At 53.9% G+C, this 24,654-nt stretch carries 23 protein-coding genes and 1 pseudogene; 11 read left to right on the top strand and 13 right to left on the bottom strand.

From position 1 onward, the window contains the following. Positions 1-133 precede the first annotated feature (133 nt). The 7 genes and pseudogenes from EUZ85_RS04550 to EUZ85_RS04520 all read left to right on the top strand — a co-directional run bounded on the left by EUZ85_RS04550 (position 134) and on the right by EUZ85_RS04520 (position 4,879). The gene (locus tag EUZ85_RS04550; protein WP_127968127.1) at positions 134-775 is read left to right on the top strand and encodes a pentapeptide repeat-containing protein; all 642 of its coding nucleotides are present in this window, start codon (positions 134-136) and stop codon (positions 773-775) included. Between the two features lie 62 nt (positions 776-837). Beyond that, positions 838-1,470 (top strand): annotated as a pseudogene (locus EUZ85_RS31890) (RHS repeat-associated core domain-containing protein); the annotation flags it as partial. An 8-nt stretch (positions 1,471-1,478) separates the two neighbouring features. Further along, on the top strand, positions 1,479-1,871 hold the full coding sequence (locus EUZ85_RS04540; RefSeq protein WP_127968126.1) for a hypothetical protein: 393 nt from the start codon (positions 1,479-1,481) through the stop codon (positions 1,869-1,871). Between the two features lie 369 nt (positions 1,872-2,240). Then, positions 2,241-2,552 carry a hypothetical protein gene (locus EUZ85_RS04535; RefSeq protein WP_127968125.1) on the top strand — a complete coding sequence of 104 codons (312 nt, stop codon included), beginning with the start codon at positions 2,241-2,243 and terminating at the stop codon, positions 2,550-2,552. A 75-nt stretch (positions 2,553-2,627) separates the two neighbouring features. Continuing rightward, complete coding sequence (locus tag EUZ85_RS04530) at positions 2,628-3,032, top strand: hypothetical protein (RefSeq protein ID WP_127968124.1); 405 nt, start codon at positions 2,628-2,630, stop codon at positions 3,030-3,032. Between the two features lie 100 nt (positions 3,033-3,132). Then, entirely contained in the window at positions 3,133-3,618 is a 486-nt protein-coding gene (locus tag EUZ85_RS04525) for a hypothetical protein (protein WP_127968123.1), read from the top strand. A gap of 73 nt (positions 3,619-3,691) precedes the next feature. Next, positions 3,692-4,879 carry a retropepsin-like aspartic protease gene (locus tag EUZ85_RS04520; RefSeq protein ID WP_127968122.1) on the top strand — a complete coding sequence of 396 codons (1,188 nt, stop codon included), beginning with the start codon at positions 3,692-3,694 and terminating at the stop codon, positions 4,877-4,879. Between the two features lie 57 nt (positions 4,880-4,936). On the opposite strand, the gene EUZ85_RS04515 is transcribed toward EUZ85_RS04520, so the two are convergent. After that, positions 4,937-7,312, bottom strand: a complete 2,376-nt coding sequence (locus tag EUZ85_RS04515; RefSeq protein WP_129498715.1) for a metallophosphoesterase family protein — start codon at positions 7,310-7,312, stop codon at positions 4,937-4,939. Positions 7,313-7,674: 362 nt separating this feature from the next. Here EUZ85_RS04515 and EUZ85_RS04510 point away from each other — a divergent pair, with 362 nt between their 5' ends. Further along, positions 7,675-8,385, top strand: a complete 711-nt coding sequence (locus tag EUZ85_RS04510) for a GntR family transcriptional regulator (RefSeq protein ID WP_127968120.1) — start codon at positions 7,675-7,677, stop codon at positions 8,383-8,385. A gap of 3 nt (positions 8,386-8,388) precedes the next feature. Beyond that, positions 8,389-8,850 (top strand): N-acetyltransferase, encoded by a 462-nt coding sequence (locus tag EUZ85_RS04505; protein ID WP_127968119.1) that lies wholly within the window; start codon positions 8,389-8,391, stop codon positions 8,848-8,850. On the opposite strand, the gene EUZ85_RS04500 is transcribed toward EUZ85_RS04505, so the two are convergent. The 12 genes from EUZ85_RS04500 to EUZ85_RS04450 all read right to left on the bottom strand — a co-directional run bounded on the left by EUZ85_RS04500 (position 8,847) and on the right by EUZ85_RS04450 (position 22,852). After that, positions 8,847-9,932, bottom strand: coding sequence for a chemotaxis response regulator protein-glutamate methylesterase (locus EUZ85_RS04500; protein WP_127968118.1), 1,086 nt, complete (start codon positions 9,930-9,932; stop codon positions 8,847-8,849). The genes EUZ85_RS04505 and EUZ85_RS04500 overlap by 4 nt on opposite strands. 50 nt (positions 9,933-9,982) lie before the next feature. Beyond that, a complete protein-coding gene (gene cheD, locus EUZ85_RS04495) occupies positions 9,983-10,618 on the bottom strand; it encodes a chemoreceptor glutamine deamidase CheD (RefSeq protein WP_127968117.1) in 636 nt (211 codons plus the stop codon). 1 nt (position 10,619) lies between these two features. Continuing rightward, positions 10,620-11,468 carry a protein-glutamate O-methyltransferase CheR gene (locus EUZ85_RS04490; RefSeq protein ID WP_127968116.1) on the bottom strand — a complete coding sequence of 283 codons (849 nt, stop codon included), beginning with the start codon at positions 11,466-11,468 and terminating at the stop codon, positions 10,620-10,622. Positions 11,469-11,481: 13 nt separating this feature from the next. After that, positions 11,482-11,781: an STAS domain-containing protein gene (locus EUZ85_RS04485; RefSeq protein ID WP_127968115.1), complete on the bottom strand. Its 300-nt coding sequence runs from the start codon at positions 11,779-11,781 to the stop codon at positions 11,482-11,484. Beyond that, positions 11,778-12,293 (bottom strand): chemotaxis protein CheW, encoded by a 516-nt coding sequence (locus EUZ85_RS04480; protein WP_127968114.1) that lies wholly within the window; start codon positions 12,291-12,293, stop codon positions 11,778-11,780. Before EUZ85_RS04480 ends, EUZ85_RS04485 begins: the two co-directional genes overlap by 4 nt. Further along, positions 12,293-13,852 carry a methyl-accepting chemotaxis protein gene (locus tag EUZ85_RS04475; RefSeq protein ID WP_145965865.1) on the bottom strand — a complete coding sequence of 520 codons (1,560 nt, stop codon included), beginning with the start codon at positions 13,850-13,852 and terminating at the stop codon, positions 12,293-12,295. The genes EUZ85_RS04480 and EUZ85_RS04475 overlap by 1 nt, the downstream gene beginning before the upstream one ends. 23 nt (positions 13,853-13,875) lie before the next feature. Next, positions 13,876-15,015 (bottom strand): hypothetical protein, encoded by a 1,140-nt coding sequence (locus EUZ85_RS31545; protein WP_145965864.1) that lies wholly within the window; start codon positions 15,013-15,015, stop codon positions 13,876-13,878. 77 nt (positions 15,016-15,092) lie between these two features. Beyond that, entirely contained in the window at positions 15,093-17,429 is a 2,337-nt protein-coding gene (locus tag EUZ85_RS04470; RefSeq protein ID WP_127968113.1) for a methyl-accepting chemotaxis protein, read from the bottom strand. 93 nt (positions 17,430-17,522) lie between these two features. Then, complete coding sequence (locus tag EUZ85_RS04465; RefSeq protein ID WP_127968112.1) at positions 17,523-19,844, bottom strand: methyl-accepting chemotaxis protein; 2,322 nt, start codon at positions 19,842-19,844, stop codon at positions 17,523-17,525. A gap of 45 nt (positions 19,845-19,889) precedes the next feature. After that, positions 19,890-20,399, bottom strand: coding sequence for a chemotaxis protein CheW (locus EUZ85_RS04460; protein ID WP_127968111.1), 510 nt, complete (start codon positions 20,397-20,399; stop codon positions 19,890-19,892). Continuing rightward, positions 20,383-22,461: a chemotaxis protein CheA gene (locus EUZ85_RS04455; protein WP_127968110.1), complete on the bottom strand. Its 2,079-nt coding sequence runs from the start codon at positions 22,459-22,461 to the stop codon at positions 20,383-20,385. The genes EUZ85_RS04460 and EUZ85_RS04455 overlap by 17 nt, the downstream gene beginning before the upstream one ends. A gap of 28 nt (positions 22,462-22,489) precedes the next feature. Then, a complete protein-coding gene (locus EUZ85_RS04450) occupies positions 22,490-22,852 on the bottom strand; it encodes a response regulator (RefSeq protein ID WP_011394441.1) in 363 nt (120 codons plus the stop codon). A gap of 286 nt (positions 22,853-23,138) precedes the next feature. On the opposite strand from EUZ85_RS04450, the gene EUZ85_RS04445 reads away from it, so the two are divergent. Next, positions 23,139-23,789, top strand: a complete 651-nt coding sequence (locus tag EUZ85_RS04445; protein ID WP_127968109.1) for a hypothetical protein — start codon at positions 23,139-23,141, stop codon at positions 23,787-23,789. A 100-nt stretch (positions 23,790-23,889) separates the two neighbouring features. Next, a complete protein-coding gene (locus EUZ85_RS04440) occupies positions 23,890-24,636 on the top strand; it encodes an MBL fold metallo-hydrolase (RefSeq protein ID WP_127968108.1) in 747 nt (248 codons plus the stop codon). Positions 24,637-24,654 lie beyond the last annotated feature (18 nt).

Here is a 24,654-nt window from a genome sequence, read left to right as displayed (position 1 = left end):
GTGACTGACTCCTTCAATCTCTCGAACGTCTCATGCGAACCCAGCGGCAGCCAGTTGTACTTTATCTTTTGCCACTCCCACCTTTGGAGTGGCGAATGGGTTGACAACCCTAATTTTTCAGGAAATAAATCTGATGAATGATTTTCTAGAATATTGGAAGACCTCCTTAGGCGTGAAGAAGAAAGAAGAAGTTGTTTCCGCATTAAAGTCAGATAGCCCAGTAGTTGAAGTATTTATTGATAGTGTTAAGTTGGGTAACTATGACTTTGAAGATAAATACTTTGATGAGTTGCTCGATATTAGGGGGATTGATATACAGAATGAGAACTTTGATTCCTGCGATCTGTCATATATTAACTTTAGTTACGCTACATTTGTGAACTGTACTTTTAGAAAAGTTAATATATTTTGTTCTAGGCTCCATAAAACAAACTTTATTGACTGTAAGTTTGGGTCTTGCTCTTTTGACGGAGTTTACGGATACGAAGCTAATTTTAGCCGCTGTAAAATAAAAAAGTCGAGCTTTAACTCATGCTACTTTGTGCGGATTAAAGTAGATAATAGCAGAATATTGGAGGCGGATTTCTCGTCAGCTAGACTTGTATCACCTGTCCTTTTGGAGTCAATTATTAACACCTGCGATTTTTCATGGGCAAGAATAGCCCCAACGGAGAGCTTTGTTACCTCTATAAAGAAATACAAAGAAACTATTAATTTAAGTAATTTGCAATGGTTAGAGCCTAATGGAATGCCTATAGAGAATCCTATAATATAAGTGATTTATTATTTATTTGCGTTTTTAAAATAACTAAAGCAAGGTAATTCTACGACGAAGAAACCGGCTTCCATTACAACCGCCACCGGTACTATGATCCGCAAAGCGGCCGCTTCATCAACCAAGACCCCATCGGCCTCCTGGGCGGCGCCAATGCCTATCAATATGCGCCGAATCCGGTGGGATGGGTTGACCCGTTTGGGTTGACGGCGAAGAAGGAAGATCCGGCTCGGCAAGCTAAGGCTATTGCTGCTTCAAATAATATTGCACGCACATACGATGACTTTATAAAGTGGGATCCTAAAAAGGCCCCTGATGTTGGGGTACCTGAACTTGTAAATGCTATTGAGAAAAGATTTCCTGGCATGGTAAAGCATGTAGAAATACCAATACATAAAGTACAAGAAAAAGACTGGATCGGGCCGCCTCAAAATATAACCGACTTAGATGTTTTATTAAAAAATGGAGTAGTCATTCAAGTTAAAACGGGAAAAGGGAAAGGTCTCGTTCAGCAACTTCAAGATAGCTCAGATATCACAGGAATGCCCGCTATTGGTTTTGATGCCAATAAGTTTGCAAATACAGGAAAACCAGATATTTCGTGGAACTTAAAAGGAAATGTCCAAAAAGCTGGCTTCCAGTTTACCAACGATGTTGATGAGTTATTGGATATGATTTCAAAGTACAGAGAATAGGCATTAGCATGAAAGACTTTATTATTTTTACACCTTCACATGTAGTTTTGAACAATATCAGTCTGCTTTTCTCTGGCACAGAATACTTTATGAGCGTCGACCATGCTGAAATATATATTTCAAAAAAAGAAAATGAAGAGAGCTTTTTCAAGATTAGAGACATTCCTAGTATCATTGAGTCATATGACTCGGAAGAGTTAGATTTTGTTTATGAAAATATTTCCTCATCATTTAATGTGTATTTGTGCAACTATAGAAGCGTCGAATTTGCCAAGCATATAATCAATATTATTGCAAAAAAAATTTCTGTGGTAGTCGATAATGACTTTGATCAATTGATGACGGGAGAGGAGTTTCTGAGAAGAACTATGCAAGAACCGGATTGGGATTGGACTCGATAAGCTCAAAATAATACCTGTACATTGAAGGTAGGTAGTATGATACGGGTCTCAAGCGTTCATCCAGGATGGAAGTCTATAACCACTACTTTGATAGTTTGGGGCGACCCAGGAAATGATCTGTGCTAGGGAATGCAGCGTCCATTTCAACCGTCATCGGTACTATGCTTCCCAAAGCAGCCGTTCCATCAACCAAGACCCCGTCGGCCTCCTGGGCGGCAAGCTAAGGCTATTGCTGCCTCAAAAGTCGGCTCAAAATGCTCATTTATTCACGCTTTTTCGACGACTTTTTCCTTGCACTGGCAGCCTCGCCAACGTTTTTCAGAGATTCCTTAAATAATTACGAAAAAACATATAAAAATGGACAAGAAAATGGCAAGTAAAGACGTAAGAATACCTGAAATGTACTTAAGGAAGATTGAAGCCGCAATCGGCGCCACCATCGACCCAAGCGAGGAGAGTATGTTTTCAAGCTTTCAAGAGGTTGATGAAATAACGAAATCACGAGCCAGGGATATTTACTACAAACTGGATGAATTGAGAGCTGAAAGTTATCTTAAGTATGTACTATCAGAGAAGCTCGACCGCAGTCATATCTTTTCATTTTTAGTAGATGTGATAATTGGCGGTATGGATCTGGACGAATGGAACAAGGAGGAGCTAGGTTCTTCGGACCAAGATTAATAGAGATAAAAGAGGATTCGAAACTATCTATCAACCAAGTTATGCTTTGGCCAAGTTTTATTAGACGAGATAGCAATGGAAGATAATAAAGTAGCAGCAAGTATAATCACAAACAGCACCAATGGAATTCTAAGCATTACTATCACTTTTAGTAACATAGGAGAAACAAGCTACTTCCTAAACAAAAAGCTTGCCTTCCATAATGGTATATACACAATTTCATGCTTGTCATTAAATGCAGAAGGAAAAGAGATAAAAAGAAGGATAAATATAAAAGTAAAGCCATCTTCGTTTCCTGATGACTATATAGAAATCAAGCCTCATAGCTCACACAAGGGCAGTCTTATTCTAAATGAGTACTTCAACCTGCCTGATTCAGGAATCATTTCGATACAGTACCAAGCTTCGGCCAGAAACCCTGTAACAGGGGATATTGACGTTATTAACTCAGACATAACAGAAATAGAAATTGGAGGCTAAGACGTCCCTGATTAGGGAGTATTATTATTCAGTCATTTACAGTGATATGAAATACTCCATATAAACCATTCCAAAACCTATCCCCTGCACTACTCCGCCTATGAAAATCCCAGATTTCCACCATCACGCATACTGTCCTGAGATGCACGGCGACTCAAACGTTCGCACGATTGGCTGGCTAGGTGACTCTGTTCCGAGTACTGGACCCAATCCTGATTTCGTGTTGGAGATTCTGCAGCATTTCCGGCAATGTCATTTTGCCCATGATGGTGAGCTGGGCAAACATGCGTGTGACATGTGCGATGCTCGCGAGAGGTTTCATGGGGAGTTCTGGGTTGAGGTAGGCGACATTCGCTATGTTCTGCCTTTGGCGGTTTTTCATTATATAAACGCCCATGACTATCAATTACCTGCTCAGTTTGTAGAGGATTTACTCCTGCACTGGCGCTCCGAGGCGTCGTTATCCTGCCGGGATGGAAGCTGCGCTGCGAAAAACCAGAACCGGAAGGGGTTCGAATGGCGTAGTGAGGTCAGTTGTATTCCCCGGGGGCCTGTGAAAAAGTGGTGGCGATTCTGGCGCCAATAATTCTGTGATACAGATAGAGCTCAGCAGCTCAGGGTATTCACCTTCCATTCACTGCCTACAACAGGACACCGATATGACATTACCAAAGGAGCTAATTCCGCTCATTGCGCTAATCACTGTCTCTCCTCTATCGTTCGCGTCCGACGAGGCGCCGGGGTGGGTGACGGAGGGTCCTTACGTCGCGGAGAAGGCGTTCTCTTTCGAGCTGCCTCTGGAGGTTCTGGCTAACAAGTTATTTGTTGAAGTGGAAGTTGGCGGCGCGCCTCGGCGTTTTGTTTTTGACACCGGTTCGCCGTCGATGATGAGTGCGAAACTCGCGCAGGAGTTAGGGCTTAAAGCCATCGACAAACGGCAAGGGAGAGATTCTCACGGGGCGATCGTCGAGAGTGAGATAGTGCAGGCGGATTTGAATGTGGGGGGAACGGTTTTTCATAAAACGCCGCTCTTCGTAGCGGATTTTCCAAAGACTGCGCAGTGCTTGTTTGATGGCGTACTCGGTTCTGAAGTGCTGCCGCTCTGCGCCTGGCAGATTGACTTGTCCTCCTCCGTGCTGCGTTGCCACTCTGACTTATCGAAACTTGGCCACCTCGAAAAAGCTAAAAAACAGACCCTGTATGATTTTGGTTACCCGCATGCGCCGATATTCGATATTCAGTTTGCGGACAAAGCCAAGAGCAAGGCGCTGTTTGATACGGGATCGCCGGAGTATCTGGCGGTTTCTCCTCCTGATTTCGAGGGCGCAAAGCGCAACGGCGGCGTTGGCGCCAGTCTCTCGGGCGCAGGCTCGCTCGGCGGTTCGCTGGGCGGCGCAGCGCCGAACAAAGAACAACTGCAGATGCAGTTTAAGAACCTGACGATCGGCAACGTTGAGTTAGGGCAAGTCGGCGCGCTATTGCGGGAATCGCCGCCCAGTCTGATTGGCGCATCCGTGCTGGAGCACTTTATTATCACACTGGATTCGCGGTCTTCCTCTGCTTACTTTCTCCCGTATCGCAAAGGGCCTTTCTCGCGCTCGTCGTATGGATTTGGTTTGAACTTCGAAAAGACGCCGACGGTTTCCCTGGTTTGGAACGATTCACCCGCCAAGGCTGCGGGCTTGCAGGTTGGTCAACACATAACATCCATTAACGGAGAGCCGGCCAACACCTCTTGCGAGGGCATTCGTAGCGCCATGCGCGCGATGTCGGAAGGCGACGTTATTGAACTCACGTGGGAGGGCGGCGCGGCCAAGCTGAACAGGGAAAGAACGTTAACGAACTGATCTCCGTTAACGTTCGAATGCGGAAGCAATGCCGAAGCGCGGCTTTCCGCACTCCCCTCAGTAATACAAAAACAGCTTCAAATCATCAAAGTACACGTCGTTGTCGTTACCGGCTTTGCGTACGCCTCCCATGCTCACGCGCAGGGTGCGGGCGCCGCTGGGGAGCTGGCCTGAGACCTGGCGGGCTTTCCAGGATTGCGAGCTTTTGCTGGTAAGAACATCATCTCCCACCCAGGCCAATTCAGCGCCGCCTGCATCCAAGACGGTCAGTTGCAGACGGGGTTCATCAGCGCCGCTCCAGGTGGAAAGCATGGCGCTGAATTCCGCGTAGGCGTGGCCGGCGTCTACTTCCGTGGCGTAAGCGGACAGGTCAATTTCCTGTATGACCTGCTCCTCGCAGCAGTCGGAAGGCGCGCCTTTGCCGAAGCCGCGTCCAGCGAAATAATAGGTTCCTTCCGCGGGCCCAAAACCGCCGTTATCGTTGGCGGTGATGGCGTTCATCATGCCTTTTTGCAGAGCCCATCCACTCATGTCCCCGGCTTCCGCATCGCCATTAACAATCAGGTTATTGGTACGGGTTCCGGCGATATCGAAACTGGCGACGTCACTCCAGGCGGACCAGTTCATATGCGCATCCCGAACTCGGGCGCGCCAATACCAGGTCGTACCGGGACGCAACGCCAGTTCCGGCCGACTCTGGCCAGCGTAGGCGTCATAGCTGGAGGTATGGGTGTTCTGCTCGCTGTAGCGCTTATTCCAGCGATAGTAGTCATCGCCGCCAACGCGCACTGAACTGTCGCTCAGCTTCAGATTAAAAATATCCGCATCCGCCTGCGTATCGATAGCGACATAGCCGCTTTCATGGTCGCCCTCGACCTCGTCGGCGGGACCGTAATACAGGTTCTGACGACGCGTACCATTACCCCAGATATCGTAAACCACTCCGTCAAACTCAGCGCTTTCCGACACTTGCCAGTGAACCGCGCGCACCGCTTCCGGCATGGCCACCTGCACGCCCAACTCCACGGCGCTGGCGTCCTGCTCGCCGGTACCCGCCGTCACCAGCGGCAGATTGATATTGTCTTCAACGGAAAAGGTAAGGCTGTCCACCACAGAGAATTCCGTGTCGCCGTCAAAGCCGCCTTTCTTGCGTTCCAGCGTCATCGTCGGCGCATCGCCAAAATGGAAGGTCAGCAGGTTGTAGCCGAACTCGCTGCGGCTGATCTCAAAGGTGTCGTAATCACGGATCTGCTTGGCCTGATGATCCGCATCGTCCAGCGGTTCGATATAGCCGGAGGCGCTGGCGGCATTGAGCCACAGGTGATTCACATCCCGTGACTGTCCTCGGGAATAGGCGTGCGTGTGCCCGAAAAGATGCCCGGTCACTGCGCCGGTGCGGGCGCTGTATTGCTCCAGCTCCGCCACCATTTCGCAACTGCCGATGCTCTCTCCAACGTTCCACATTTCCGACAGACAACCGTGATGGAACATCCCCAGGACAAAGTGTCTGCCCTGCACTTCTGCGTCATTCAGGGTCTCTTTCAACCACTGACGCTGCACCGCCAATGTATCCCGATTGAAAGCGCCGTGCGCGCCGGATATGGAATAGCTGTCCAGCCCGACCAGACGCAGATCCAGATAATCCAGGTAGTACCACTTGTCTTCATAGCCGATAGAGCCGTTTTCCGGCGGCGCCATGTAGGTGCGGTACAACCTTAATTCAGCGTCGCTGTAGTAATCATGATTACCGGGCACAGTCACCAGCGGCACATAGGGCGTGATGGCGGCGAGGCTGCCAAACAATTGCTCACGCCAGTTCTGACGATTGCCGCCCACCTGCACCACATCGCCGGAAATCGTGATGGCGGCGATATTTTCCGCGCAGATCTGCGGTTGCGCCGCGTCACATTCATGTTGCAGAAACCCTTGGTTTACGACATTGGTGAGCACTTTGGCGTACTCATCCCGGTCCAACTGGGTGTCGCTCAACGCGATGATCCGCGCCTGCTCCACGCCATCCCCCGCCTGGGGCCAGGTTTTAAAAGCGTAACGCGGCGTTGCGCGCTGTTCTCCCAGCACCTTGGTGACCACATAGTACTCATACAAGGTATTGGAGCTGAGCTGATGTATCGGCGCCTTGCGCACCAGGCCGTCAAGGGAATGGGACTCCGCGCTGACGCGGGTGAACTCGCCCTTGCCGTCGAAGGGACGCACCCATACTTCCGCGTTGCTTTCTCCCGTTTCGAACATCACTGTCATCTGGTCGGACGCAGGGGCCTGCAGATAGGGTCGTACAATAAAGTCCGGCGCGGTGGCGCTCGTGGGAGGCTCGACATCGGAACCGGGGGGATCGGTAGGGTCCTGGTCGCCGGAACAGCCGGCCAGAGCGAATGCGAGACCGCAGGCCAACCAAGCAAGTCGTTTATGAAGCATGAGATATTCCTTGTAGGTTATGAATCCGGCAGCCAAACAGCCTCCCTCTATTTGTCTGAAGCGACAGGGCTGCATATATCAGGCCCTGCCTTCGCGGCTTGCCGCCTCGCAGGCGCATCCCTGCGCCGGGTTACCAACACGTCAATATCAGCGTCGTGTTAATAACTGGCGAATCATCTGGTTCGGACCAAGATAAAGTTGGAATATTTCATTGGAATTTCCATAAAATTTCATAAACAAGGCAGTTTTATGACATCTGGTACGAACCAGATTGTCATATTTATGTCACGCCGATTCGCTGTAATGCGCCAAAGCCATCACCGGACGCGAGGCCGCGCCGGAAAAGACGTAAGGAATGAACTGTGAATCAGGCAGCCGCCTATCTGTCCCTCGCCGCTAAACTGCAGCAGCGTATTCTCAACGGCGAATTACCCGCCGGTAGCAAACTCCCCTCGGAACGCGCCTTATGCGCGCAATTCGAAGTCTCCCGCGTCAGCGCCCGCGACGCACTGCATGCGCTGGAATCACAGGGGTTGATCTATCGTTTGAACCGTATGGGCTGGTTCGTGGCGCCGCCGGTGTTTATTTACGATCCCACCCGCAGCAGCAGTATTCAGGAAGAGGCGATCAACCAGCATCGGGCGCTGACCACGGAATTGCTCAGCGCCGGGCGGGAGACGCCCCCAATTCAGGTCAGCAAAGCGTTGAAACAGGCGCCGACGCAAAGCGCCTTTGTGGTCACCCGGCGCCGAGCAGTGGACCAGCGCTGGGTGTTGCTGGAAGTCTGCTACTTTCGGGAATCCGCCTTCCCCGATCTGCTCTGCCATGATCTGGCCAAGTCCCTCACTGCGCTGGTGCGGGAACAATATGGCTACCGGGCCAGAGAGCTGGACGTCAGCATCTCCTCCACGCCTCTCAGCCAGAGCCAAGCGCAACATTTGCAGGTGCGGGAGGGCAGCCCTTCTCTGAAACTGGAGCGACAAGTAAAAGTCGCTGGCGAACCTATCGCGCTGGAGCGAGAATTCTGGCTGCACGACGCCATTGAAATGCGAGTTAAAGGACAAGGTAGTTGAGGCATGCACGAAGACGCCGACGTAAGATTTATCTCTATCAAGACAAACCAACTCAGCGAGGCGTTCGCCGCTTACAAAGCGGGACTCTATACGTCTATCGACACCGCGTTTGGATGGGACGACGACTATCAAACACAGCGCTTTCATAACAGCTACGCGGTGGAGGATCTTTATTGGATCGTCAGAGCCGACACCCGGGTTGGCCTGCTCTGTTATCGATTGCATGAAGACGCGCTGCACCTGCATCTGGCGCTGATTTTTAGAGAGGCGCAAAGTCAGGGGCTGGGCTCACAAGTGATGGCGCAGTTACACAGTCTGGCGCAAGAAACGCAGCGCCCAATCACTCTGTCCAGCTTCAAAGACAACCATGGGGCGATTCGCTTCTACCACCGCCATGGCTACCGGATTACCGGGGAAGATGCGCATTTTGTGGAGCTGGAGCGCGGCTGGGATCAGTGCGACTAGCCAGGGTTCTCCGCATACCAGCGTTTGACGGAGGCGGCGATTTTTTCCAGGGGTAACACGTCATCGGCGGCGTTGATTTTGACCGCCGCGCCGGGCATGCCCCACACCACACTAGTAGCTTCATCTTGCGCGATGGTATAGGCGCCGGCTTCATGCAGACGCAGTAATCCTGCGGCGCCGTCTTTGCCCATGCCGGTCAGCAAAACCCCCATGGCGTTGGCGCCGGCGGCTTTGACCACGGAATCAAACAATACGTCCACACTGGGGCGGTGACGATTCACCGGCGGTGTTTCACTGAGACGACACACGTACTTGGCGCCGGTGCGCACCACTTCCAGGTGATATTCACCTGGCGCGATGTACACCCGTCCCATGGTGATGGGGGCGTTGTCGTAGGCCTCCTCCACTTTCATGGGCAAACGCCGGTCCAGACGCTCCGCAAAGGAACGCGAGAAAGCGCCGGGAATATGCTGGGTGATGACAATCCCCGGCAGATCCATGGTCAGCCCATCCAGCAGGTCGCGAATGGCGTCCAGCCCGCCAGTGGAAGCGCCGACGGCGATCAGCTTGTCCGTGGTGGCGAAAACCGGTTGCGGCCTCTCGCCGGCGGCGACTTTCTGGTGCTGCGTTTGCAGCCGTTGTTGCTTGAGAAGTAGTTTGTCGTGAGGAATTCGCGCGGCGGTGATGACTTTATCAATAATCTCCCGGGCCTTTTCTTCGATGCCCTCGCGCAAATCGATCTTGGGTTTGGCGATGAAGTCCACCGCGCCGCATTCCAGCGCGTCCAAGGTCACGGCGGCCCCCTGCTCGGTCAGACTGGAAATCATCACCACCGGCATGGGACGCAAGCGCATCAGGTTGCGCAGAAAAGTGAGCCCGTCCATGCGTGGCATTTCCACGTCCAGAGTAATGACGTCCGGACTGAGCGCCTTGATCTTATCCCGCGCCTGATAGGGGTCCCCGGCGGTGTCCACCACTTCCAGCTGTGGCGACTGATTAAGTATTTCCACCAGTATTTTTCGCATCAGCGCTGAATCGTCCACCACCAGGACTTTGTATACCTTCCCCGCTCCGCTACTCATATTGTTCCTCGTCATTATTCTTACAAATGCGCCGGAAACTTCTATCCCACTCAGAACAGGTCCACATCTCCCGCGACCTTGGTATGGCTCAACTCGTCCATATAGTGTTCTTCACGTTGAATGACCGTATCGTTGTGCAGAGACTTCAGCCGCTTCATCATGACTTTGCCGTTGGTGGGGTCATACAGAATCTTACGCGGGTAATCACCGCCGACGTCCTCCGACATAATCTTGAAACCGTCTACTTCCAGATAGCGGCGCACGAAGTCGATATTCTTCTCCCCTACGCTGCTCATGCCGCGAATCACATTGGCGCCGCCGAATATCTTCACCTCCAGCGTGCTGCGCTTGCCGGTGAGCTTCATGACGTCATTGATCAGATGTTCCATGGCGTAGTTGCCGTAACGAAACGCGTCGCTGAGGATATCCATGCGGCCGCCGCCGGCGTTCTGCGGCAGCATAAAGTGATTCATTCCGCCCACGCCCGAGGCCGGGTCGCGCACGCAGGCGGAGATGCAGGAGCCAAGCACGGTGCCAATCAATTCCTCCTGGTTGGTGACGTAATACTCCCCAGGCATGATCTTGGCCATAAAGCGGCCCTGGTTCTGCACCCAGAAGCGATTCACATTCTGGAACCATGGCAGACTCAGCGGCGGCGGTTGCGGTTTTTTCTGTGCGGAGTTCACGCTAGGTCACCTTCTGATAAATGGTTTGCCCCAGGGAGACAAACTGGCTAGACACGCCATGCAGGGATTCGGAATGGCCCATGATCAGGTAGCCTTTGTCCACCAGGCTGTCCGCATAGCGGGCGATGAGTTTCTGTTTGGTTTCGCGATCGAAGTAGATCACCACATTACGGCAAAAAATCACGTGGAATTTGTGCTGAAAGGAGAACGGTTTGATCAGGTTCACCTGCATGAACTCAATGTTCTTCTGCAGCTCCGAGGACACCCGCGCCATGCCCGCGTTGGCCCCCTTGCCGCGCAGAAACCAGCGTTTCTTGACGGCGGCGGGAATCGATTCAACGCGCTCCAGGGGATACACGCCGCGCTGAGCCTTACTCAGCACCTCTGTGTCGATATCCGATGCAGTGATCCGCCAGCTCATCTTGGTTGCTTCCGTCGCCTCCGCCAGGGTCATGGCGATAGAGTAGGTTTCCTCGCCGGTGGAGCAGCCCGCCGACCACACCCGGAACTCCTTGACGCCAGCCTTGGCGTATTCTGGAACGACTTTGTCGCGCAAAAACACAAAATGATGATTTTCCCGGAAAAAAGACGTGAGATTGGTGGTCAGGGCGTTAATGAAATGGGTGAATTCCTCGTCCTTGTGTCGCTCCAGATAGGCCACATACTGGTCGAAGTTGCTCAGCTTGAGCGCGCGCACCCGCTTGGCCAGGCGGGAGTAGAACATTTCGTATTTGTTGTCCTGCACCACGATCCCGGTGTGGTCATAGCTCAAAGCGCTGAGTTTGGCGAAATGCTCCTGGGTGAAGTTGAATTCCCGTGTCCGTTCGCCGGTATGCAGCTTATCGTTCATAAGCCGCCTTCCTTCAGTCTGCAAGACCAGGGAGTTGCGACTGCAGGGACAACATGCGCACTATCTGCTTCATGTAGTCCGACGCTTCCAGCCAGTCGACGCCGCCGCCATGGCTGGCCTGTCGCTTTTGCGCCGCCAGCAGCAATTGCAACGCCGCCGCGTCCATGACCTCCACATCCGCACCATCAAGCTTGATGCGTTGCGTCGCCGGCGCGCTATTCACCAGCTCATATATTTTTTCCACCGAGCTAATGGAAAAAGTGCCGGGCAACTTGATGACGCCGGCCCCACTCTCTTCATGCTGTTCGCTCATTCCTTGCTCCAGGATTCCATCTGGGTGAACGTTTCCGGATCGAGCAGTTTATCCACATCGATCAGCACCACCATGCCTTCATTGCGGTTGACCACGCCGGTCAGATACCGAGTGTCGAGCTTGGACCCAAGTTGCGGGCGCGCTTTAATATCCTTCTCCGCCACGTCCATAACGTCCGCCACCCGATCCACCACCATGCCCATGGTGTGATGCTCGGCCCCGCCCGCTTTTTCCAATTCCACGGAGACGATGATCACCACCGTCTCACGGTCGTAATCCGCCTTGGGCAATGCGAAGCGCACCCGCAGGTCGACGATGGGCACGATGCCGCCGCGAAAGTCGATGACGCCCTTGATGTATCTGGGCACATTGGGAATTTCCCGGGGTTTGTTCCAGCCTCGAATCTCCCTCACGCGCAGGATGTCGAGCCCATAGGACTCATCTCCCAGCCAGAAGGTCAGAAATTGCAGGTTATTATCCGCGCTCTGCTGCGCACTTTGTCGCTTATCCATCAGAACACTTCCCAGTCTTCGTCTGTTTGCGTGCTATCTGTTTGCGGCCGCGCTCCCGCCTTAGCGGTTTTCTTGGCCTGCTGCGCCTGCGTTTTTACTGGTTTTTGCTTGGTTGTCGTCAGCCCCTTGGCGCCCCCTTCCACTTTGAAGAAAGACATCAACTGCACCATTTGCTGAACGCTCTCCAGAGAGGACTCTGCGGAAGACGCTGTCTCTTCCGCCAACGCCGCGTTCTGCTGAGTGATTTCGTCCAGTTCCATCACCGCGCGGTTAACCTGCTCGATGCCGGAACTCTGCTCTTCCGTGGCGGAGGCGATGTCGGAAATCAGGTCGCTGACCTTCTTCACGTGCAGAATAATCTCATCCAGGTTCTTGCCGGATTCATCCACCAGATGAGAGCCCGTCTGCACCTTCTTCACGCTGTCTTCAATCAGATCCTTGATTTCCCGCGCTGAGGTGGCGCTGCGCTGCGCCAGATTACGCACTTCCGTCGCCACCACTGCGAAGCCACGGCCCTGATCCCCAGCGCGCGCGGCTTCCACCGATGCGTTCAGCGCCAGCAGGTTGGTCTGGAAGGCGATGTCGTCAATCACGCCGATGATCTCGGCGATCTTACGGCTGGCTTCGTTGATTTCGCCCATGGAGGAAACCGTACGCTGAGTAACTTCTCCGCCTTTGGCGGCGGCGCTACGCGCGAAGTTAGCGAGCTGATCCGCCTGCCGGGCGTTGTCAGCGGTATTGCGCACATTACTGGACAGTTCTTCGATGCTGGAGGCGGTTTCCTCCAGGCTGGAGCTTTGTTTTTCCGTGCGTTCCGACAATTGGTTATTGCCGGTAGAGATTTCCTGGTTGGAGGCGCGCACGCTTTCGCTGCTTTGATTAAGCTGCGAAATGATGTTGTCCAGGCGCACCATACTGCCGTTTACTGCTTCCGCCAGGCTGGCGTATTGACCTTCATAGTCTTCCCGCATACGCCCCTGCAAATCCCCTTCCGACAAGGATCCCATAACAGAGCTGATATCTTCCAACACTGACGACATCACCTCTATCAATTCATTCAGCCCTTGCGCCAGCGATGCAAAGAAACCGGACTTGCCCTTCATCGCTACCTGCACCTTCAAATCGCCTTTCCTGGCGCTTTCGACGATATGCTGGACTTCCCGCTCGGTAACGACCTGGTTGGTGACGTCTCGCCACTCCACCACGAAGCCAATAACCTCGTCGTTCTCACCGCGAATGGTTCCGGCGGTCAGATCAAAATACGCGTCGCCTAGCTGCAATTTGGCCTCATGGGGGCGACGCAGCCCTGTCAGTAAGTTGCGCTGGTGGCTTGGGTTTTGATGGAAGAAATCGATGCACTGGCCATCCAGCTTGTCGGCGTCAAATTGAGGTAAACGTTTTTTGATTTCAGACTCTGCATCCTTCAACACCTTTCTCACGGCTGGATTCATATAGACAATGTTAAACTTTTCGTCGGCGACCATAATGGCGGTTGAGGTGGTGTCCACAGCCTGCTTCAAGCGACTGGTGACGATCAATTGTTTGCGATCTCTCTCCATTTGCTCCCTCAGCTGATCTCGCATCAACCGCAGTTGGCCATAAACGCCCGCGCGTTGCTCCAGCGTTTGCTCCAGACTTCCCGCCGCAATATTTTTCGCAATGGACTCCAGTTCCCCCGGCTCCCCCCCAGACTGCCGGTAATAGAACGCACAATAAAGTAGCCGCAGGCCAGCAGGGCGAGGATAATCGCAACGCTGAAAATGACGGCAAGATTGCGGGCTACCACAGCCTCAGAAATATCTGCATCAATCGCTTTCGCCAGGGCATTCACCGAGCTATCCCATAGCTCGAAAGAGTGGGCCAGAGCCGCCGTCGCATCGGCAAAGAACCGCTTGCCGCTATCCCCGGGAATAATTTCATTACGATCTATGGCCGCCGTCAGTTCTCTGGCTTTGTTCACTACGCCACGGGAAGCGGTCAATGATTTTTCCAGCAGCGGAGGCAATTCAGCATAACCTTCCGCCACCAGACCAACATTGTGCTCTATATCAGCCAGACGCTGTATCACGGCATTGCCCAGCCCAACCGCTTGGGAAAGCGTTGTCAGGTCTATATCCCCCCTGTCGGCATAGCGCGCCAACTGGCCAGAAAAACCACCGCGGAGTTTTCCCATGTTCTCCACCATAATAGGGAGGTTCGAAGCGGTAATAGTGGTCAAAAAACGGATATCGATATCATGACTAACCGCCAGAGCAGAGTTTTCCGCCACATATTTATAATATTCACTTAATCCCAAAATGATGTCGGTATGCTGCACAAAGCTGTCTGGCCCACTCAGAGAGCCATAACGGGCTTTTAGACGCGACCACTCACTGGAAAGTGACTGGACATGCTGTGCGGAACTGAGGGTCTGATCATATTTGACTGCAGCTTCCTCTAGCTCTTTCCAAGCAACATCCAGTTTTCCTTCGTTAGTGCGCAAAGCGCCCGACACACTGGCGTCGCCGTTTTTCAACAAGGCAGTGGTCCCTCTATGCTCCGCAGTCAGCTTTTGCACTGGAATCACTAGGCGAATGATTTCCAGCCCTTGCTTTCCAAGCCTTTGTTCATTAAGCAGTTGTTGTGCGTCAATGATGCTTTTTCCCAATAAAAACGCCATTGGAAGAGTGAAGATCAAGGCGAAACTCATCAGTTGCTGCCAGATTTTTAGCTTTTTGAACATACACCCTCCGATTTGGTCATCAGCGCCCCCCTTTGGACAGCTGTTGCTTGATTTTGCTCTCCACCAGCGCGGAAGAGTCAGAACACTTCCCAATCTTCATCATCTCCTGAGCCTTTTTTAGGCGCAGGCTTGGCCGCGGCCGGTTTGCGCACCGTCCTGGTCGCTGGCTCCGCGACCGCTCTTGGGCGGGGCGCAGAGGCCACTGGTTTAACAACGCTTTCCTGACCGCCTTCGACCTTAAAGAACGACATCAACTGCACCATCTGCTCGACGCTATCCAGGGAGGATTCCGCCGAGGAGGCGGTTTCTTCCGCCAGCGCCGCATTCTGCTGGGTGATTTCATCCAGCTCCATGACGGCTTTGTTGACCTGCGCCAGCCCTGAACTTTGCTCCTCTGTCGCCGCGGCGATGTCGGATATCAGGTCGCTGACTTTTTTCACATGCAGGATGATTTCATCCAGATTCTTGCCGGATTCATCCACCAGTTTCGAGCCGGCCTGCACTTTCTTCACGCTGTCTTCAATGAGATCTTTAATCTCCCGCGCGGAGGTGGCGCTACGTTGCGCAAGATTGCGCACTTCCGTCGCCACCACCGCGAAACCACGCCCTTGCTCGCCGGCGCGGGCCGCCTCCACCGATGCGTTCAGCGCCAGCAGATTGGTCTGAAAAGCGATGTCGTCGATCACGCTGATAATTTCCGCGATCTTGCGACTGGCTTCATTGATCTCGCCCATGGACGTCACGGTGCGCTTGGTGACTTCGCCGCCAGTGGTGGCGGCGTCTCTGGCCAGGTTGGACAACTGATCCGCCTGACGGGCGTTGTCCGCCGTATTGCGCACATTGCTGGATAGTTCTTCAAGGCTGGAAGCAGTTTCCTCCAGGCTGGAGCTTTGTTTCTCTGTGCGCTCCGACAATTGGTTATTGCCGCTGGAGATTTCCTGGTTGGACGAGCGCACACTGTCACTGCTGTCTATGAGTTGACGCATAATATTGTCCAGACGCTCCATGCTGGTGTTGGCGGCCTGCGCCAGATCGTCATAGCCGCCCTGGTAATCATCACGCATGCGACCTTGCAGTTCACCTTCCGCCAGCCGCTGCATAACTTCTCGAATATCCTCCAGCACCAGATCAATCACGCCAACCAGTTCATTCAGGCCTTCCGCCAGCGTGCGCACAAAGCCTTCTTTGCCTGCCACGCCAATACGCTTCTTCAGATCTCCAAGCTTGGCCTTCTCAACCATTTCCTGCACCTCGCGCTCAATGGCGATCTGCGCACTGATGTCGCTCCACTGCACCACGAAGCCCAGGATAGTCCCTTGTTCGTCACGGATCGTGCCCGCCGTCAGATCAAAGAAGGCGTCGCCCAGTTGCAGTCTGGCGTCATGAGGCTTTTGAAGCTGTGTCAGCAAACGACGCTGATGGCTGGGGTCCTTATGAAATACATCAATGCATTCACCGATCAATTTGTCCGCTTCAAACTGGGGCAAGCGTTTACGAATCTCCGGCTCCGCATTCTTCAATGCCCGCGTCACAGCTGGGTTCATGTAGGTGATTTTGAACTCTTCGTCGGCCACCATCAGCCCCACGCTGGCGGTCTCTATGGCTTGCTGCAGGCGCGACATGCGCACCATCTGGGCCTGATCCCGCTCTCTTTGCTCGCGCAACATATCGCGCATCGCCAATAGGCGTCCGTATACCCCTGGCCGCTCCTCCATATGCTCATCCAGGCGTCCTTCGGATACAGACACTGCGATATTTTGCAACTCCACAGGCTCTCCGCCGAGCACGCCGAACAGCCATTTACGCATACGCCAGATGCCGACCGCGCCGCCCAGCAACCCCGTCACCACCACCAGCAGCACTATCGTGAAAGTGCGATTCATTTCAGCGTGATTTATTTCGCCGATACTGTTGGTGCTGCCCTCGATTAATTCGCTCAAGGCGCCCAACTTTTCTTCCAGCACTTCAAACGACTCATGGAACCTCAGCGTATTGGCTTCGACGCCAGTGAGCGACGCGCTGCCCAAAACCGCTTTCGCCCCGTTAAAGTAGCTCTCTATATCGGGTTTTGCGTCTTCCAGAGCCTCACGCACCGCCGTTGAGATATTCGACTTCACAATCACATCGACATCGCTGCGCATAGCCGCCTCGTGCTCCGCAAAATCGTTGCGCGCCAATTGCATGTCTTCCTCAAGACCGTTCGCCATGCCGTAGGCGTATTGATACACCACGCCTCGAATGCCGTCATGGCGCATATCCAGATCCCCCGCCGCCCGGACGGCGATGACCACGGCCTCCATCAGATTTTGATTAGCGTTGTTCGTTGACCTTTGCGCCACCAAGGCGACGACGATCACGGTAAATACCAGAGTAAGGAGTATTAAAGCCAGCCACAGCGAGCGCTTTAGCGTCATGATTTGATCCTCAGAATAGCATCTGTCATAGAGGGAATACCGTTTTGAGCGTTGTCTGAATCGCCTTCGGGCTATCTACAGGAAAATGCGTCTTCAGAACACTTCCCAATCGTCCTCTCCACCATCCGTTTTCGGCTTGTCGACGGGCTGCTTGGACTGGCGCGCCACCGGTTCCGGTATAGACGCCAGTTTGGATTTTGACGTCTTCGCTGGCTGGTGTTCCGCGCTCGCACGTACTTTGAAAAAGGACATCAGTTGCGCCATTTGCTCTACGCTTTCCAGGGAGGACTCCGCCGATGACGCGGTTTCTTCCGCCAGAGCGGCGTTTTGCTGGGTAATCTCATCCAACTCCATCACCGCCTGATTGACCTGATCCAAGCCGGAGCTTTGTTCTTCCGTCGCTGCAGCAATGTCGGAAATCAAATCCGCCACTTTTTTTACATTGCCGATAATTTCTTCCAGCTTCTGGCCTGACTCATCCACTAGGTTGGAGCCGGCTTGCACCTTCTTCACGCTGTCTTCGATCAGGTCTTTAATTTCTTTCGCTGAAGTGGCGCTGCGCTGCGCCAGATTACGCACTTCCGTCGCCACCACCGCGAAACCGCGCCCCTGTTCGCCTGCGCGGGCCGCCTCTACCGAGGCGTTGAGAGCAAGCAGGTTGGTCTGGAAGGCGATATCGTCGATGACGCTGATAATCTCGGCGATCTTGCGACTGGCTTCGTTGATTTCCCGCATCGACTTCACCGCCCGCTGAGTGACTTCGCCGCCTTCCGTCGCCGTGTTGCGAGTGAGGCTAGACAGTTGATCAGCCTGCCGCGCATTGTCCGCCGTATTGCTGACGTTGCTGGACAACTCTTCGATACTGGAGGCGGTCTCCTCCAGGCTGGAACTCTGCTTTTCCGTTCTTTCCGACAGCTGGCTGTTACCTATGGAAATTTCTTGATTGGACGCCTTTACAGAATCACTGCTCTGGATCAGTTGGGTGACGATATTGGCCAGCCGCACCATGCTGCCGTTCACCGCTTCCGCCAGCGCAGCGAAGCGGCCTTCGTAATCGTCCCGCATGCGACCTTGCAGTTCTCCGTCCGCCAGCGCCTCCATGACCTTGCCGACGTCGCCAAGCACATCGTCCATAACATCAATCAACGCATTCAGGCCTTCGCCGAGGGACAAGAAAAAGCCTTTCTTGTCCGTCAGATCCACCTTCACATCCAGATCGCCACTGCGCGCGGACTCCACAATGCGCTGCACTTCCCTTTGGGTATTCACCTGCGCCGTCATGTCGCGCCATTCCACCACAAAGCCCAGTACCTCATCGGATTCGCTACGGATGGCGCCTGCCGTCAGATCAAAATAGGCGTCGCCCAACTGCAGACTGGCGTCATAAGGTTTGCGCAACTCCCGGAGCAGGCGGTGTTGATGGGATGGATCGCTGTGAAAGGTGTCTATGCAAACGCCTTCGAGCTTGTCGGCGTTGAAGTGAGGCAGTTTCTTTTTGATTTGCCCCTCCGCTTCCTTCAACACCCTTTTTACGGCGGGATTGGCGTAGACGATGTTGAAGTTTTCATCCGCCACCATCAAAGCGGTGGAGGTGGTTTCTATGGCCTGTTTGAGGCGCGTGGTGATGATCAATTGCTGACGATCCCGGTCTATGCGCTCTTTCAGTTCATTGCGCATCTCCCGCAATTTGCCGTAGACCCCTCCTGCTTGCGTCATCTGCGCTTCCATGTCGCCGGCGCTGATGGTGACCGCGGCGTTCTCCAATACCGCCGGCTCCTCGCCCAGTGTCGCCAGCAAGTTGCGCCCAAAGCGCCAGAGACCGACGCCGATAATGATCAAACCGACAATGACCGTTCCCAGCACCGTGGCGAAAGTCGTACTTATCTCCTGGTGGTTACCTTGCAAAATACGTTCGCGCTCCGACTTCGACAGCTCTTTCATCGCCATGGTGCGAGTTTCCAGCGCATCAAACTCGCGGCCGAATACCGGCGTGTTTGCATGCAAAGTCGCAATATCCCTACTCTGCAACACTTGCTCGGCGGCGGTGAGAAAGGCGTCGATGCTGGGAACCGCTGCTTCCATCGCATCCGAGATTTTCTCCGACACTTGGGTATTCTGCACCGTCTCCACATTTCTGCGAATCGCTGTTTCAAAGTTCGCGTAATCCTTGCGCGCTTCTTCCAGCAAAGCCTGATTGGAGGTTTCCAGGCCATAGGCGTAGTTATATGTGGCGCCGCGGACGCCTTCCCTTCGCATATCCAGGTTACCCAGCACCCGAACCACCTCGGTCAGGCGCTCCATTTGATTCTGATTGGAAACCGTGGAGCGGTTCTGCACCACCAATTCTGTTACGATTACAGCGAAAATAACGACGACGGCTGCTCCTGCAAGCCATAAAGTACGCTTTAACGTCATGTCATTCCCCGATATCCCAAAGTTATTCTGATTTGCATCCTGCATTTACGCGCTTTTCTCAATGTCCATTCCCAAAGCGCGAATCAAGTCCAACATCACGATCATGCGACCGTCATATTCGACAACGCCCTGGGCGAACTGCGTCGCTTTGCGTTTGCGTAATTCCGGCGAGGGCTGGATTTTGCGGGAGGGAAAGCGGACCACATCGTTGAGCGCGTCGATGACGGCGCCGCGCACCCGCTCCCGCCCTCCAGAGTCGAAGGCGAACATCACCACAACGGTGTGTTTGTTGTATTCCAGCTTGGTCAGTCCGATGCGTTTGCGCAGATCAATGATCGGCACGATGGCGCCGCGTACGTTGATCAGACCGCATTCCCAAGGCTCCGCGTAGGGCACCCGCGTCACCGGCTCCCAGGCGCGAATTTCCTTCACCAGCATGATAGGCGCAGCGTACTCTTCATCCGCCAGACTGAAGGTCAGATATTCGTCTTCCTGTTCCGCCTGATGCTCCGCATCCTGCTCTTCTTCAAGGGGTTGTTTAACCTGCATCTGCATAGCTGACTTCCGAATCTTTTTGCAGTTGCGACAGGCCGCCGACATCCAGAATCAGCGCGACTCTGCCGTCTCCGAGAATGGTGGCCGCCGATACGCCAGGAATCAGGCGGTAATTCTCTTCGAGGGATTTGATGACGATTTGCTGCTGACTGAGCAGCTCATCCACGAACAAACCAAAACGCCGGCTTTCATGCTCGACGATCACAATAATGCCATCCATAAGCGGCTTGGGTTTTTCGCCTTCATTCTGCGACGCGTCCAGCGCCTCCGATAACCGCAGCACTGGCAGATAGGCGCCGCGCAATTTGATGGTCTCATGGGCGCCCGCCACCCGGTTGATCATGGAGGGGTCCGGTTGCAAAGACTCGATGATGGTGACCAGGGGAATCACGTAGAGCTCTTCGCCCAGTGAAATAAGCTGGCCGTCCATGATGGCGAGGGTCAAAGGCAATCGAATAGTGAAGCGGGTGCGCCGGTTCAGTTCCGACTCCACCTGAATACTGCCGCCGAGGCTTTGCACGTTGCGTTTCACCACGTCCATGCCGACGCCGCGGCCGGACAGGTCGCTCGCCTCTTCCTTGGTGGAAAAACCAGGCAGAAAAATCAGTTCAAAAATCTGCGCTTCGCTGAGGATCGCATCGCCAGCGATCAGTCCCTTACGCTTGGCTTTGGACAGCAACACCTGCGGGTCGAGGCCTTTGCCGTCATCTTCAACTTCGATAACGATATTGCCGACCTGGTGATAGGCGCGGAGATAGACGGAGCCATATTCGGGCTTGCCCTTGGCGACGCGGTCAGCCGGGTTTTCAATACCATGGTCGACGCTGTTGCGCACCAGGTGCACCAGGGGATCAGTGATCTTTTCAATAACAGTCTTGTCGACCTCGGTATTTTCCCCGCTAAGCATCAGTTCAATGTCTTTGCCCAACTGTCGGCTCAGGTCCCGCACCATGCGCGGGAAGCGATTGAAGCAGAAGGAAATCGGCAGCATGCGGATCTGCATGACGCCTTCCTGCAACGCCCGGGTCTGGCGCTTCAACTGGGTCAATCCCTGCAGCAGTTTCTCCATGCCCTGCAAGGCTTCATCCTCGCTCAGCATGTTGAGCATGGATTGAGTGATGACCAGTTCGCCCACCATGTTGATCAGCGCATCCACCTTGTCCAGGTCGACGCGGATAGACTGGCTTTCCGCCACCACTGCGGGCTTGGCTTGTTTAGCCGCGGCGGGCGCAGCGCTTTTCTCCGCCGTTTGTACAGGCTCCGAGGACTCTGCAGGTTCCTCCGCCTCCGTTTGCGTCGGCGCTGCTTGGGCTTTAGGAATGGGGACAATGGCCATGTCGCACTCGTCCTCGACCCAGGCGAAAGCGTCGTCGATGGCGGCTTTATCCACCGGTTTACGCAGTTTCACGGTCCAACCCAGATAGCTGTTCAGCGGTTCAAAGTGCTCCCAGTCCGGCAATGTGCTGATGTCGCATTCAATCTCCGCGTCGCTTTCCGCCAGGGACGCGATTTCTTTCGCCAGACGCAAGGGATCGTTGCCACGCTGCATCATCTCCTTATGCGGTGTGAACACCACCCGCCAGCCGCCGACGCCATCGTCCCCGCCTGCTGATTCTGCAACAGGAGCGCTTGCGTCGCTGGTCAACGTCGCACTGGACATCGTTAATGACGATTGATCCTTGGAAATGGCTTCCAGCTTGGACTTATGCTGAGCGAATTCCTCTTCGGGGATATCCTCGCCGGCTTTCGCGGAGGACAGCAGCAGGCGCAGCGCATCTACGGACTCCAGCAACACGTCCACAATGGGTTGGGTTAAGCGACGTTTGCCAGCGCGAACTTCATCGAGCAAGTTCTCCATTACGTGAGTGTAGGCAGCCACTTGGGAAAATCCGAAAGTAGCGCTTCCTCCCTTTATGGAGTGAGCGGCGCGGAAAATATTGTTGATTGATTCTGGATCGGGTGCGTCAAGATCCACCTCCAGAAGACTCGCCTCTATGGTGTTGACGGCTTCAAAGCTTTCTTCAAAAAAGACATCGTGAAAGCGAGAGAGGTCCATGCTCATGCGTCTCTCCTAAGCCAGCGTAAACCGGCTATCCCAAGACTTTTTTTACCGTGGCGACCAGTTGGTCCGGGTTGAATGGTTTGACGATCCATCCGGTCGCGCCCGCCGCTTTGCCTTCCGCTTTTTTATCCGCGCCGGACTCGGTGGTCAGCATAAGTAACGGGGTAAATTTGTAAGCGCCTTCAGCACGCAGGTTTTTGATCAGGGAGATGCCGTCCATGACAGGCATGTTGACGTCGGTGATAACCAGATCGTATTTTCCAGATTTCGCTTTACTCAGCGCTTCCTGGCCATTGGCGGCTTCATCCACCTGATAACCGGCTCCCTTGAGTGTGAACGTCACCATCTGGCGCATGGAGGCGGAATCATCCACTGCGAGTATCTTTGCCATATAGTCCCCAACACTTTTTTGATTGTGCGCAATAAACCAGTCAGGTTTCCCGAACTAACTCAGATTACTGTCTTATACGGCTGAAACAGAATAACGGCTCAAAACTTAACCGGAACCTGAAATAAAAGCATAGCAGCATATTTAAAAATCACAGGAACAAAGAAAGCGAGACGCAACAGTTTCTCCAAAGGGTCGCGAAAGGCCTCACCGTGAGGCTCTGTAAGTTGTAAAAGCGAAATCTTCCGCTTTAATTGAAGAAAAGATCAGGAACGGACGATCCGCGATAATGGCTGAACTCAATGTACTGAAACAGGAAGACATTGACGATCTTGTGCGTCAGTACGAAGGCCGCGCTATTCCTCGTTTCGTCGCTTCTGCGACCTTGGCAAGCGAGCTGAAAAGCACCATACATTACGCCAAGCTCATCGCCATCTCCTCCAAAAACGCCCAGGCCATCACCGCTCGCGCCGGCGAATGGGGGCAAGGCTTCAGCGGCATCACCCAATTCATCGAGGAGATCGCCGCCCGCAGTATGGTTTGCGCCGCGGATATCGGCGTCGCCTCCAGAGAGTTGTCCCGCAGCGCCGTCAAGCTGATGAATCAACAGAAATTCGCCTCGGCGCTGAACAGATCCATGCGCGCCAACGAGGAGAAGTCAGAGGAGTTGCGGGAGATTCTTCAGCGCAATCTGAAAGACCAGACGCAATTGGAGGAGGAAACCAACGGCTATTACCGCAGCGTGCGCAAGCTGTTAACCGAGATCCGGGATTGCACCCGCGCCCTCAAGTCTATCGTCGCCAATTGTCGTATCGAGGCGTCCCGGGCAGGACCGTTTCAGGAGTCCCTGTTCACCATTGCGGAAAATATAGAAAACGCGGCCGAACGCATCAGCGAACGCATCGCAATCGGTCTGCGCCTGATGGGCCTGCTGAACTGACGCCAACCAGCCTCGGAATGCAGCAGGCGTTAAATGATAACAATGCGGAAACGCGCGCAGTCTTGCGCTTCCAGCAGCAGACAGGTGGAGAACAGCGTCCATGCATTCCGAAGCACTCTGGCAGGGCAAACGCCATAAATGGATTATTTGCGGCCGAGACACAGGCAAACCCCAGAAAATTATCGACACCAATCAATACATGGTGCGCACTGACCGCCGTTTACTGATATTGGAGCCTGGCGGCATCGAGCTGTTTTCCGCCATGCTGGCGTGCGCGCTGGACTGGGCGCCGATCCATGAGATCACCGATCTGTTCGCCTCCCATCAGGACCCCGACATCATTTCTTCTCTCGGCCTTTGGGATCAGGCGCTGCCCAAGGCGCGCCTGCATGCGCCCTGGCTGTGGGAAGGCTTCATCCGCCATTTCGGCATGAGCCATATCGAATACGTCGCCCTGCCGGATGAAGGCGGCGTGCTGGAGCTGGACGGCGTGAATCTGCAGCTGATTCCCGCTCATTACATGCACTCTTCCGGCAACTTCAACGTCTACGATCCTGAGCTCAAGATTCTGATGAGCGGCGATATCGGCGCCTCCCTGGAGCCGGGACAACCGCCGTTGTTCGTGGAGAATTTCAAGGAGCATACCCGTTATATGGAGCTTTTCCACAAGCGCTGGATGCCATCCAACACCGCCAAGAACGACTGGGTCAGCCGCGTGCGGCGGCTGGACATCAAATACATGGCGCCGCAACACGGACGCATTTTCAAGGATGACGACGTGGGTCGCTTTCTGGACTGGCTGGAGCAACTCGAAGTCGGCTCGGCGCTGCGCACCGCTAACCGCTGAGGCGACCATAAGGCCGCC

Source organism: Hahella sp. KA22, from assembly GCF_004135205.1.
Taxonomy (GTDB): domain Bacteria; phylum Pseudomonadota; class Gammaproteobacteria; order Pseudomonadales; family Oleiphilaceae; genus Hahella.
This window is presented reverse-complemented; position numbering and strand designations above follow the sequence as displayed.